This is a genomic window from Mesorhizobium australafricanum (assembly GCF_033977265.1).
Lineage (GTDB): Bacteria > Pseudomonadota > Alphaproteobacteria > Rhizobiales > Rhizobiaceae > Mesorhizobium > Mesorhizobium australafricanum.
This window is the reverse complement of the sequence record NZ_JAVIIT010000001.1, coordinates 73,410-85,339: the sequence shown is the minus strand read 5'-3', so window position 1 is coordinate 85,339 and position 11,930 is coordinate 73,410. Positions and strand designations below refer to the sequence as shown.

The 11,930-nt window shown below is 63.7% G+C and carries 10 protein-coding genes; 9 read left to right on the top strand and 1 reads right to left on the bottom strand.

Annotated elements, in window-relative coordinates; translation table 11 throughout:
• The first annotated feature begins 7 nt into the window (after window positions 1-7).
• The 7 genes from RFM98_RS00465 to RFM98_RS00435 all read left to right on the top strand — a co-directional run bounded on the left by RFM98_RS00465 (window position 8) and on the right by RFM98_RS00435 (window position 8,916).
• Window positions 8-985 carry an HpcH/HpaI aldolase/citrate lyase family protein gene (locus RFM98_RS00465; RefSeq protein ID WP_320307001.1) on the top strand — a complete coding sequence of 326 codons (978 nt, stop codon included), beginning with the start codon at window positions 8-10 and terminating at the stop codon, window positions 983-985.
• A gap of 18 nt (window positions 986-1,003) precedes the next feature.
• Window positions 1,004-2,191, top strand: a complete 1,188-nt coding sequence (locus RFM98_RS00460; protein WP_320213144.1) for a malate--CoA ligase subunit beta — start codon at window positions 1,004-1,006, stop codon at window positions 2,189-2,191.
• 14 nt (window positions 2,192-2,205) lie between these two features.
• Entirely contained in the window at window positions 2,206-3,105 is a 900-nt protein-coding gene (sucD, locus tag RFM98_RS00455) for a succinate--CoA ligase subunit alpha (RefSeq protein ID WP_320213145.1), read from the top strand.
• Window positions 3,106-3,203: 98 nt separating this feature from the next.
• Window positions 3,204-4,172, top strand: a complete 969-nt coding sequence (locus RFM98_RS00450; RefSeq protein ID WP_320307000.1) for a 2-hydroxyacid dehydrogenase — start codon at window positions 3,204-3,206, stop codon at window positions 4,170-4,172.
• Window positions 4,173-4,232: 60 nt separating this feature from the next.
• The gene (locus RFM98_RS00445; protein ID WP_320306999.1) at window positions 4,233-6,917 is read left to right on the top strand and encodes a phosphoenolpyruvate carboxylase; all 2,685 of its coding nucleotides are present in this window, start codon (window positions 4,233-4,235) and stop codon (window positions 6,915-6,917) included.
• 575 nt (window positions 6,918-7,492) lie between these two features.
• On the top strand, window positions 7,493-7,909 hold the full coding sequence (locus RFM98_RS00440) for a GFA family protein (RefSeq protein ID WP_320307526.1): 417 nt from the start codon (window positions 7,493-7,495) through the stop codon (window positions 7,907-7,909).
• Window positions 7,903-8,916 (top strand): ATP-dependent DNA ligase, encoded by a 1,014-nt coding sequence (locus tag RFM98_RS00435; RefSeq protein ID WP_320306998.1) that lies wholly within the window; start codon window positions 7,903-7,905, stop codon window positions 8,914-8,916. Before RFM98_RS00440 ends, RFM98_RS00435 begins: the two co-directional genes overlap by 7 nt.
• 38 nt (window positions 8,917-8,954) lie before the next feature.
• Here RFM98_RS00435 and RFM98_RS00430 read toward each other — a convergent pair whose 3' ends face one another.
• A complete protein-coding gene (locus tag RFM98_RS00430) occupies window positions 8,955-10,166 on the bottom strand; it encodes an NAD(P)/FAD-dependent oxidoreductase (protein ID WP_320306997.1) in 1,212 nt (403 codons plus the stop codon).
• A gap of 136 nt (window positions 10,167-10,302) precedes the next feature.
• Between RFM98_RS00430 and RFM98_RS00425 the strand changes: the two genes are divergently transcribed.
• Entirely contained in the window at window positions 10,303-10,584 is a 282-nt protein-coding gene (locus tag RFM98_RS00425) for a hypothetical protein (protein ID WP_320306996.1), read from the top strand.
• Window positions 10,585-11,524: 940 nt separating this feature from the next.
• The gene (locus tag RFM98_RS00420; protein ID WP_320306995.1) at window positions 11,525-11,767 is read left to right on the top strand and encodes a hypothetical protein; all 243 of its coding nucleotides are present in this window, start codon (window positions 11,525-11,527) and stop codon (window positions 11,765-11,767) included.
• The last annotated feature ends 163 nt before the right edge of the window (window positions 11,768-11,930 follow it).

Sequence of the window (11,930 nt, the reverse complement as noted above, 5' to 3'; positions counted from 1 at the left end):
GCGGATCATGAGCCACACCATCAACCACCTGAAGAAATTGCGGCTGCAGCGCAGCGAACTGGCTGTGCCCGGCTCCAGCCCGGAGATGATCGACAAGGCGGCGAACAGCGCCGCCGACTTCGTCTTCCTCGACATCGAGGACGCGGTCGCGCCGCCCGACAAGGAGCGTGCCCGCAAGAACATCATCCAGGCGCTGAACGACATCGACTGGCGCGCCAAGGGCAAGACGGTTTCGGTGCGCATCAACGGCCTCGACACGCATTACATGTACCGCGACGTCGTCGACGTCATGGAACAGGCCGGCGACCGGCTGGATACCATCCTGGTGCCGAAGGTCGGCGTGCCGGCCGACCTCTATATGGTCGAGGCCATGGTCAACCAGATCGAGATGGCCAAGGGTTTCAAGACCCGTGTCGGGCTTGAAGCGCTGATCGAGACGGCGCTCGGCATGGCCAATGTCGAGGCGATCGCCGCCACGCCCGGGCGGCTGGAAGCGATGCATTTCGGCGTCGCCGACTATGCCGCCAGCAACAAGGCGCGCACCGTCAATATCGGCGGGCTGAACCCCGACTACCCCGGCGACCAGTGGCATTTCGCCCTGTCGCGCATGACGGTCGCCTGCCGCGCCTATGGCCTGCGCGCCATCGACGGACCGTTCGGCGATTTCTCCGATCCCGAAGGCTACAAGGCGGCCGCCAGACGCGCCGCCGCGCTCGGCATCGAAGGCAAATGGGCGATCCACCCTTCGCAGATCGCCTTGGCCAACGACGTGTTCTCGCCGCCCGAGAAAGAGGTCACGCGCGCCCGCCGCATCCTTGAAGTGCTGAAGGAAGCCGAGGCGCTCGGCAAGGGTGCTGCCGCGCTCGACGGCAAGATGATCGACGCCGCGTCGGAGCGCATGGCGCGCAACGTGCTGGTGGTGAACGAGGCGATCGAGCGCGCAGGGCAAACTTTGTCGGCTAATGGGCCGCACGCCGCGCAATAAGAACTACGGGAGGACAAGATGGACATCCACGAATACCAGGCCAAGGAACTGCTTGCGCGTCACGGCGTGCACGTGCCGCGTGGCGGCCTTGCCTACAGCCCCGAACAGGCGACCTACCGTGCCAGAGAGATCGGCGGCTCGAAATGGGTGCTGAAGGCGCAGGTTCATTCCGGCGCGCGCGGCAAGGCCGGTGGCATCAAGCTCTGCTCCAACGACGAGGAAATTTCCAATGCGGCGGAAGCCATGCTCGGGCGCAAGCTGGTAACCCAGCAGACCGGCCCGCGCGGCAAGCTGATCTCGCGCCTCTATCTCGAGGAAGCTGTCGACATCGCCCAGGAGCTCTATCTCGGCTTTGTGCTCGACCGCAAGGAAGAGCGCGTCATGATCGTGGCGTCGGCCGCCGGCGGCATGGAGATCGAGGATATCTCCGAGAAAAAGCCTGATTCGATCATCCGTGCCACGGTCGATCCCGGTGTCGGCATGCAGGGCTTCCAGGCGCGCGAGATCGCCTTCGGTCTCGGGCTTGAAAGCAACCTGATCGGCAAGGCTACCGAAACCATCCTCGGCTGCTACCAGGTGTTCCGCGACTACGACGCCTCGATGCTGGAGATCAATCCGCTGGTGGTGACGCGCGACGGCAGCCTCGTCGCGCTCGATGCAAAAATGTCCTTCGACGAGAACGCGCTGTTCCGCCGCCCGGAAATCTCCGAGCTGCGCGACAAGAGCCAGGAAGACCCGCGCGAGACGTTCGCCAGCGATCGCGGCCTCTCCTATGTCGGCCTGGACGGCAATATCGGCTGCATCATCAACGGCGCCGGCCTCGCCATGGCGACGATGGACATGATCAAGATCGCCGGCGGCGAGCCGGCCAACTTCCTCGACATCGGCGGCGGCGCCTCGCCAGAGCGGGTGGCGAAATCCTTCCGCGCCGTGCTTGGCGACAAGAATGTCGAGGCCATCCTGGTCAACATCTTCGCCGGCATCAACCGCTGCGACTGGGTGGCCGAGGGTGTGATCAAGGCGATCCGCGAGGTCGGCGTCGACGTGCCGCTGGTGGTGCGCCTTTCGGGCACCAAGGTGGAGGAAGGACGCAAGATCCTGGCCGATTCCGGCGAGGCGGTGATTGTCGCCGAGACGCTGGCCGAAGCCGCCGAAAAAGCGGTCGCCGCCTGGCGCGAAGCCACAAAGAACAAAAAAGCAGCCTGAGGGAGGTCGAGAAAATGGCAATCCTGCTCAACCGCAGCACGCGCGTCATCGTGCAAGGGTTCACCGGCAAGATCGGCAGCTTCCACGCCGACGACATGAAGCGCTACGGCACCAAGCTGGTCGGCGGCGTCACCCCCGGCAAAGGCGGCCAGACGCATCTCGGCCTGCCCATCTTCAACACCGTCAAGGGCGCGGTGCGCGAGACCCGCGCCGAAGCCAGCATCGTCTTCGTGCCTCCGCCCTTCGCCGCCGACTCGATCATGGAAGCGGCCGATGCCGGCATCAAGCTCTGCGTCTGCATAACCGACGGCATCCCCTCGCAGGATATGATGCAGGTGAAGCGCTACATGCGCCGCTACCGCTTCGAGGACCGCATGCGCCTCGTCGGGCCGAACTGCGCCGGCGTCATCACGCCCGGACAGGCGCTGATGGGCATCATGCCCGGCAGCATCTACCTCCCCGGACGCGTCGGCATCGTCGGCCGTTCCGGCACGCTGGGCTACGAGGCCGCCTCGCAGATGAAGGCGCTGGGCATCGGTGTGTCGACCAGCGTCGGCATCGGCGGCGATCCGATCAACGGCTCGTCCTTCAAGGACATCCTGCAGCTCTTCGAGCGGGACGAGGACACCGACGCCGTGGTGATGATCGGCGAAATTGGCGGCCCGCAGGAAGCCGAAGCCGCGATCTGGGCGCGCGACAATATGCGCAAGCCGCTGATCGCCTATATCGCCGGCCTTTCCGCCCCGAAGGGCCGCCGCATGGGCCATGCCGGCGCGATCATCTCGGCCTTCGGCGAATCGGCGCAGGAAAAGGTCGAAATCCTGAAGGAAGCCGGCGTCGTCATCGTGCCGACGCCTGCCTCTTTCGGCGAGGTCGTGGCCGACACGCTGGCGCGGACCAAGAAGGCAGCGTGACGGCCGACCGCCGCGCGAAGGCCGCGCAGCGCAGGAGGTAATGTCTGTATCGGGTCGCCGGAAACATCGCGGCGACCCATCGATCGGCAGGAAATTCGATGAAACCGCGTTTGATAGTCACCCGCAGATGGCCGGCCGCCGTCGAAGCGATCCTCGCCGAGCGCTTCGACACGACGCTCAACGCCAGCGATATGCCGCTGAGCCCTGCCGCAATGACTTCCGCCTTCGCGGACTTTGATGCGATTCTGGCAACGGTCAGCGACCGTTTGCCTGTCGCGGTGTTTCCCGACAGCGCCGCCCGCACCCGCATCATCGCCAATTTCGGCGTCGGCTTCAGCCATATCGATGTCGCGGCGGCGCGCGACCGCGACATCGTGGTGACCAACACGCCGGGCGTGCTGACCGATTGCACCGCCGACCTTGCGCTTAGCCTGATGTTGGCTGTCGCGCGCCGGACCGGTGAAGGCGAGCGGCAGTTGCGGGCCGGTGAGTGGCGCGGCTGGTCGCCGACCCACATGGCCGGCGCGAAAGTGTCGGGCAAGACCTTGGGCATTGTCGGCATGGGGCGCATCGGCAAGGCGACAGCCAGGCGCGCGCATTTCGGCTTCGGCATGAAGATCGTCTTCTTCAATCGCTCGCCTGTCGACGATGACGAGACGCGCGCCATGGGCGCCGTGCAGATGCCAAATCTGGAAGATGTGCTCGCAACATCCGACTTCGTGTCGCTGCATTGTCCGGGCGGAGCGGAAAACCGCCATCTCATCGATGCTCGACGCCTGCGGTCGATGAAAGCCGGCGCGTTCCTGATCAACACGGCGCGCGGCGACGTCGTCGACCAGGATGCCCTGATCGGCGCGCTGGAAAGGCGCGAGATCGCAGGCGCGGGTCTCGATGTCTTTGCCGACGAGCCGGCCGTTCCGGAGGCGCTGAAGCGCCTGGAGAACGTCGTGCTGTTGCCGCATCTCGGTAGCGCGACCGAGGAAACGCGCGTGGCGATGGGCATGAAGGTGGTGGAGAACCTGACCGCCTTCTTCGAGGGTCGCCCGGTTCCCGACCGGGTCGCCTGACGCCGGCGCCACCTCGATTTGAGGGGCGCGGCTGCGATCGATGCGAACGAGGAAGCGGCTTTGGAACAGAGCAGACGCATCAAGTTTCGTGAGGACGAGCGCAGCCTGTTGTTGCGCCTGCTGCTTCAGGTCGCAAGCGCGCGCGAGCCCGAGATCGCCGCGGTCCTGAGCGGGCGCAGGTCTCTTGTCTCCCTCGCCGCCGAGCAGCGCATTCCGGCGCTTCAGGCGAGCGGCGTGTGGTTCCAGTTGCTGACGATCGCCGACGAGCTGCTTGCCATGCGGGCGCGCCGCGAACTCGAACAGGGCGGGGGTGTCGACGAGGTGCCCGGGTCCTTCGCCAGCGTGGTCGCGCAGATGGCGGCGAACGGCCACTCGGCGGAAGAAGTCCAGGCGGCGCTCGACGGGCTTTGCGTCGGCCCGACCATGACCGCCCACCCGACGGAGGCCAAGCGCGTCACCGTGCTGGAGATCCATCGCCGTATCTATCGCAAGCTGACCGAGCTCGACCAGCCGCGCTGGGCGCCGCGCGAACGCGACCTGTTGGTCGCAGACCTTGAAAGCGAGATCGAGCTTCTTTGGATGACGGGCGAGCTGCGGTTGGAGCGCCCGACGGTCGAACGCGAAATCGCCTGGGGCCTGCATTTCTTTCGCGAAGTCATCTTCGAGGCGACGCCGCAGCTCTATGGCAAGCTTCAAGGCGCCTTCGAGCGCCACTATCCGGGCGAGCCGATCAGGATTCCCTCCTTCATGCACTATGCCTCCTGGATCGGCGGCGACCGCGACGGCAATCCCAACGTGACGGCCGCGGTCACCAGCCATGCCATGGCCGAATACCGCAACACCGCCATAGGCTGGTATCTGACGCAGGTGCAGCGGCTGGTGGCGGTGCTCAGCGCCAGCTCGAACGTCATTGAGCTGCCGGCCAGCTTCAAGCCGGTGCTGCAAACGGCGCTTGAAAAAAGTGGCGAGGCTGAAGAGATCGCCGCCCGCAACCCCGACGAACCGCTTCGCCAGTTCGCGTCGGCCTTGCATGCCCGGTTGGTCGCGACACGAGACGGCGGTCAGGCGGCATACCTCTCGGCGGAGGCGTTTCGCGCCGATCTGTACGGGCTGTCCTGCGTTCTCGAAGCGATCGGCGGACGCGCGGTAGCCAGGCGTTTCGTCCAGCCTCTGCTTTGGCAGGTCGGAAGCTTCGGCTTCCGCACCGTGTCGCTCGACATCCGGCAGAACTCCACGGTCGTCAACCGGGTGCTGGCCGAGCTGTTTGCGCTGACAGATCCCGCCGATCCGGTCGCGACCGGCACGCCGCAATGGTCGGCGCGCATTCGCGCTGCGCTCAGCCAGGGCGAGCGGCTGGAGATCGACGAAGGGCGGCTCTCGCCTGAAGCAGGCGAGCTGCTTTCGACATTTTCCGTCATCGCCAAGCACATCTCGGGTTCGGATGCCGACGCCGTCGGCTCTTTCGTGCTCAGCATGACACGCTCGGCCGACGATCTGCTCGCGGTCTACCTGCTGGCGCAATATTGCGGGCTTTCAACCGCGCCCGGCGGCGGCGGCGCGATCAGGCTGCGGATCGTGCCATTGTTCGAGACCATCGCCGACCTGCAGGCCGCGCCTGGCATATTGAACGGATTGCTCGACACCTCGCTGGTGAGGCGCACGGTGCGCGATTTCGGCGCGCGCCAGGAAATCATGCTCGGCTATTCGGATTCCAACAAGGACGGCGGCTTCCTCGCTTCCAACTGGGAACTCGCCAAAGCGCAAAAGCGCCTCGCTGCCATCGGCCGCAAGCACAAGGTCCGAATCAGTTTCTTCCACGGCCGCGGCGGCTCCGTCAGCCGTGGCGGCGCACCGACCGGCCGGGCGATCGCGGCGCAGCCGCAAGGCACTGTCGCCGGCACCATGCGGGTGACCGAGCAGGGCGAGGTCGTCTCGTCGAAATTCGCCAATCGCGGCACCGGCCTCAATCAGCTCGAAGTTCTTGCCGCCGCCGTGCTGGCCCATGGTGTGGGATCGCCCGGCGATGCCGTGCCCAAGGAAACGCCGGAGTTCGACGAAGCGCTGGAGGCGCTGGCGGGCATGTCGCAGGCGTCCTATGCCGGGTTGATGGCCGAGCCCGGCTTCCTCGATTATTTCAACCAGGCAAGCCCGGTCGCGGAACTTGCGCTGCTGAAAATGGGCTCACGGCCGGATCGCCGTTTCGGCGCCAGCGGCATCGCCGACCTGCGCGCCATTCCTTGGGTGTTCGCCTGGAGCCAGAACCGACATCTGTTGACCGGCTGGTATGGCATCGGCAGCGCGCTGAGTTCTTTCGTCACGGTGCGCGGCGAGGCCGGGCGCGAGCTTCTGGCCCGCATGTTCGAGCACTCGCGCTTCTTCCGCCTGATCGTCGACGAGGCCGAGAAGACGCTCTACCAGTCCGACATGGAAATCGCGCGGCTCTATGCGGGCTTGGTGTCCGACAGCGATGCGGCAGGGCGAATCTACGCCCGCATCGCCGCCGAATACGAGTTGACGCGACGCCTGATCAGGGACCTCACGGGAGGCGATCTTTCCGCGCGCTTCCCGATGTTCAAACGGCGTTTCGACCATTTGCGCCGGCAGATGGACGACATCCACCGGCTGCAGGTGGATCTGCTGCGCGAAGTTCGTGCAAGCGCCGCCACGGCGGATCAGAAGCGGGCGACCGACGCGCTGCTTGTATCGATCAATTGCATCTCGGCTGGCCTGGGGTGGACGGGGTAGGCTGGGTTTGCCGGGCCACCTGTTAAAAAAGCTCAAAGCGGCGGCACGGCCTCAGGCCTGTCGCCGCATCTGTTTTGGCTCTCGGAAAAGAGATGGCGCGCCGACCCCGCTTCGGTCACGGGCTCATCCAAGAAACATTTTGGGGGGAGAATGGTGCGGTCGAGACGGCTCGAACTGAAATTTAGATGTTTTAAATCAAATAGTTACAAGACGAATTTCGGGATTTTGTAGTGCAATTGGTAGTGCATTTCTATCGACGACTGGGTGCGTGAATACGCTCCACGCCTTTTCGAGGATCGTCGAGCTCCGGGATCTACCGTAACGAATTTGGCAACCATCTTTCGCAGATTTGGTAGGTAGGCCCGGAGGATGACCTCAAGAATCAGAAATCTTTCCCGCGCGAGCGGCGGCACCGACCTCAAAAGGCCAAGTCGGCCGGAAGATCGCGTGGCGGAGGGTACTCGAGAGACGAAGTTTGACCGTTACTAATCGATCCCTCGTGCCAGCCGCAGGAACGTTTGATTTTTGCACACGTTCCGCCGGAAACAACACCAGCCCCGAAGCGTTCAAGCTTGATGGAGACATCCGGGATTCGTGCCCAGACTGCCCCTGTCGCACGAACGGGCGGTTGCCTTTGCGGCAAGGTTCGTTATCGCGTGACCCGCGACCAGCGGGCATCCTATTGCCGCTGCGATACGTGCCGCCGCTCGGCTGGAGGTGCATTTGCGGTGCTTGTCTGGACGACCGGCGTCAACCTGTCATGGTCGACCGAAGAACCCGCCTTTCGCCGCTCTTCGCCGATTGCACCAAGAGGATTTTGCCCGGCCTGCGCTTCTCCGCTCGCGCTCGCGCGCCATGAGCTCGCGCATGTCGGAACCTTTGACAATCCGGCGGAGCTCGAGCTCCGATACAATTATGGACCGTTGCAGCGACCAGGCTGGGTTTGCTGCGGCATCGATCTGCCGAACCGCAACGCGGAAGAGCGATGGTAGCGGCGACAGAAAACAACTTCCCCTTGCCCTTGGATACGCGGCCTATGGAAGCGCGGACGGCGGAGGAGCTACCGCGCGGTGATGGTGCCTGGCAGTACGAACCGAAATGGGACGGCTTCCGCTGCCTTGCCTTCAAAGCCGATCAGGATGTCGATCTGCGCGCGAAATCCGGCAAGCCGCTCGGCCGCTATTTCCCGGAACTAGTCGCCTTGCTGCAGGGCCTCGGCTCCAAGAATTTCGTCGTCGACGGCGAGATCGTAATCGAGAAAGGCGGTCGCGCCTCCTTCGATGCGCTGCAGATGCGCCTTCATCCAGCGGGAACCCGTATCCGCAAGCTGAGCCTGGAGACGCCGGCGCAACTGATCCTATTCGACGCTCTGATCGCGCCGGGCGGAAAAAACGTGGCTGAGCTGCCGCTTCCCGATCGGCGCACGGCGGTCGAGGATTTCGTCGCCAAATCCGACAACGCCTCATTGCGCCTCTCGCCTGCTACCAGCAGTCTCGCGATCGCCGAGCGATGGCTGCTAGGCGCGGGCCATGGCTCGACGGACGGCGTTGTCGCCAAAGCGCTTGCCGATCCCTATCGGCCGGGCGAGCGCGCGATGGTCAAAGTCAAACGGCTGCGCACGGCCGACTGCGTCGTCGGCGGCTTCCGTTATCTGAACGGCAAGCAGCAGGTCGGATCGCTGCTGCTCGGCCTCTACGACGGCAACGGTCTGCTTGACCATGTCGGCTTCACCTCGACCATAGCCAATGACGAGCGGGCGGAGCTGACGAGCAAGCTTGAAAAGTTCCGCGGCGAGCCCGGCTTCACCGGCAAGGCGCCAGGCGGGCCAAGCCGCTGGAGCACCGAGCGGAGCGGAGAATGGGAACCACTCCGGCCAGAGCTGGTGGTCGAGGTCCGCTTCGACCACGTCACCGGTGACCGCTTCCGGCATGGCACAAAGCTGCTCCGGTGGCGTCCGGACAAAGCGCCGCGCCAGTGCACTTTCGAGCAGATCGTATAATCGCAACCAATCGCCCGGCGGATGCCAAGCCTCCAAGATCACGTTTTGAACGCGAACAGGTCCGCGTCCATGTCGTCGGCTCCGGCGACCGACGCTGAGATGATCTCGGAGGCAATTTGCGAAAAAGTGATCCCGTTGCCGCCATAGCCCATCACTGCATGAACACGCGGGTGACCGGGCACGCTGCCGATGATTGGAAGCCCGGTGCCCGTGGCGCCGAACGAGCCGCTCCAGGCGAAATGGGCCGTCGTGTCGAGCTGCGGGAAAATCTCCACGAGCTTTCTCGACAGAAGCTGCGTCTTTGCCGGCGTCAGCCCATCACGGCGTTCCTCGTCAGTAAAGTCTTCGTCCTCGCCGCCGCAGATCACGCGTCCGTCGGCCGTGGCGCGAACGTAAAGATAGGGATCGGAAGCTTCCCAGATCATGGCCGCGTGCGGCCAGATTTTCCGCGGTTGGGGGCTGGTCGCGATAGCCCATGTCGAGATGACGCGGTGGTTTGCCACCGGCACGATATCGAGCAGCTCGTATCCGGTCGTCAGGATCAGATGCCGCGCCGTGATCACCGGCCCTTGCCGCGTCGCGACCGTCACACCCAGCCGATTGTCCTCGATCGACGTTGCCTCCACCGGCGCGTAGAAACGCGCCGTGCGTTCCAGCGCCGCAAGCAACAGGCCGGAGGTCAGCTTGCGTGGGTCGAGTGCCAGGTTGTCGTGGCTGAGGATCGCTGCTGGGCGGTCGATGCCGAACTCGCTTCGCAGCTCTTCACGGGTCAAGAAAGATGCGGCAATCCCCGTTCGCTGCCGTGCTTCCGCTTCCCGGCGCAGGTCCAACGCGCCGAGCCTGTCGCCTGCGAGATAGAGCGACGGCGTAGTTGCCGATCGGCAGCGTAAATCGAGTTCGGCGATGCGTCCTTGCAAATTCAACAGCGCCAGTCGCGAGCGTCGCCAAGCCTGCCGAGCGGCGTCGCCGCCAATCATCATCGCCAGCCTGGTCAGCGGCTGGTCGATTTCGAATTGGACAAGCGCCGTCGTCGCTGCAGTCGAACCTTTCAACGGCCCGCGCCTGTCGAGGCAGATGACGGAGTGGCCGTCACGGGTCAGCGCTTCGGCCACCATCGCGCCGCTGACGCCCATGCCGACAATCAACATGTCGGTCTTCATATCCCGCGTGAGCCGGCTTACCGGCACCGAGGGTGAGCGATAGGCAGACCAGACAGGGATGCCGCTTCTGAGATCGAGCTTGCGGAGCATGAGTCTTTCCGGTTCCCACAATAAGTCGAAACCGGCAACGCCGTTCCGTGACAGCGCATTCCTTCGAAGTTATCCCATGGAACCATAGCCCTGGCGAACGATTGCTCCTCGGAGTTCCTAAGCATGGGAGAACAACGTGGACCCCCGCAACAAACGGCAATCCGAAAAACAGGACAAGGCAGAAGCTCCGGCAATCGAGCAACAGGATTGGGATACCTTCGAGGGCAACAAGGTCCTCCCAGATAGCGTCATCGCTGAGAATGGCGCCCCGGATCCGCAGGAAACCAAAGGGACGGTGCCCGAAGAGGACGACGACAATCCATATCAAGAGAGCGACGAGGCTCTGCCCGACGATGCGGAAGAACGTGGCCTGTCGCGCGATCCCTCCAAGGAAGGCAGCCGCTTCGACGAGGTGTAGTCCGAAGGCGAACGCAGCGCCGATCCGACCTCCAACACCGCGGCCCGGCCACCTCAGCTCGACTGTCCGGAAGGTTCGGTCTAAACGCGCGCTTATTCCTTCACACAATCCCCGGGCTGGCGACCCGCCTTTGGCGCCTTGGCGTCTTTCGAGCGTTCCGAAACGCCCGGGCCGGCGCCTGAGGTTTTTTCCGTCGACGGGCTTGGCGTCGGCCGGCGCTGTCCATCGTCCGCCATTCGCCATCGCCCTCTTCCCTTGACTATTTCGGTGGCGCGGCAGGCTGCGAGGGCTGGACACCCTGCTGGTCGCCTCCGGTGCTCGATGTTGCGGTTGGATCCTTGTCGACCTGCGGATGCTGGTCTGGCGGCTGATTACTGGCCGCGTTCGATGATACCTTTACGCCCATACCAGATAACAGTGTAGGCCATCGAGGCTCCCATGCTTTGCGGTAAGCATAGAGGAGTTTGCGCCAGCTCGCGATAACGGCGTTCGCGACGTCAAATTTCAAACTGAGACACTGGGATACGCTCGAACTTGAGCGCAAATACGACATCTTCCTGTCGGAGGGATCTGTGATAGCGAGCGCACCGCTGTGATCACCGCTTCGGCGAGGACCAAGCCACAAAGGTCAACGACAGGCTCATCAAGTGGAAACCAAGCAGGCGCAAGATGCTCTATCGAGCGAGAAGTTCCAGAATGCCACGTTGACACGGCTTGATCGAGTTCAGGACAGCATCGTGGGGCTGTCCAACGCGGCAGCGCTCCCGCCACCGTGCAGGCAATCGCTCAAGAGAGGCACGGAGGCCAAACCAAGCCCTGATAAGCTAATTTCCTCGGGGACTTCAGTCGGATGGCTTATGGGACCGTAGCCTAGTTCGGGGAACAAATACATCCAAAGTTTCTTTTCTTCGGAGTACAACCTCAAGAAGGAGAGAAAGTCATGGCTGACGGACCTACCATTGTAAACTCCGGAGGTGGCGGAACAGTCGTTGCGGTAATCCTTGGAATCATCGCAATTGTTGTGTTGTTGTTCTTCACGGGAGTGATCAACATAAATGGTAGCGGAGGGAAGGACGTGAATGTAAGCGTCAACACCCCGAAGGTTGAGGCGCCGTCCGCGCCGTCCATTACCGTCAAACCCGCTGCTCCGGCCAAGCCTGCCCCGGCACCTAACGGGGGCTAAGTGTGGCGGACTATCACGGGCTCCGGCATTTTGCGCCGGAGCCTGTATCGCGATCGGTGAACAGTGCAAGCTGGGCATCCCTGGTGAGATGCTCATGAGCGCGCTGGGTGCCTTCCTGTTGGAAGGTGCGATCGGCCCCACATAGCGACCGGCCAGAGCGCGG

Bases quoted from the DNA above. Each gene is read 5' to 3' on its own strand.
- RFM98_RS00465 (WP_320307001.1), top strand. From the start codon at position 8: ATGAGCCACACCATCAACCACCTGAAGAAATTGCGGCTGCAGCGCAGC.
- RFM98_RS00460 (WP_320213144.1), top strand. From the start codon at position 1,004: ATGGACATCCACGAATACCAGGCCAAGGAACTGCTTGCGCGTCACGGC.
- sucD (WP_320213145.1), top strand. From the start codon at position 2,206: ATGGCAATCCTGCTCAACCGCAGCACGCGCGTCATCGTGCAAGGGTTC.
- RFM98_RS00450 (WP_320307000.1), top strand. From the start codon at position 3,204: ATGAAACCGCGTTTGATAGTCACCCGCAGATGGCCGGCCGCCGTCGAA.
- RFM98_RS00440 (WP_320307526.1), top strand. From the start codon at position 7,493: ATGGAGACATCCGGGATTCGTGCCCAGACTGCCCCTGTCGCACGAACG.
- RFM98_RS00435 (WP_320306998.1), top strand. From the start codon at position 7,903: ATGGTAGCGGCGACAGAAAACAACTTCCCCTTGCCCTTGGATACGCGG.
- RFM98_RS00430 (WP_320306997.1), bottom strand. From the start codon at position 10,166: ATGCTCCGCAAGCTCGATCTCAGAAGCGGCATCCCTGTCTGGTCTGCC.
- RFM98_RS00420 (WP_320306995.1), top strand. From the start codon at position 11,525: ATGGCTGACGGACCTACCATTGTAAACTCCGGAGGTGGCGGAACAGTC.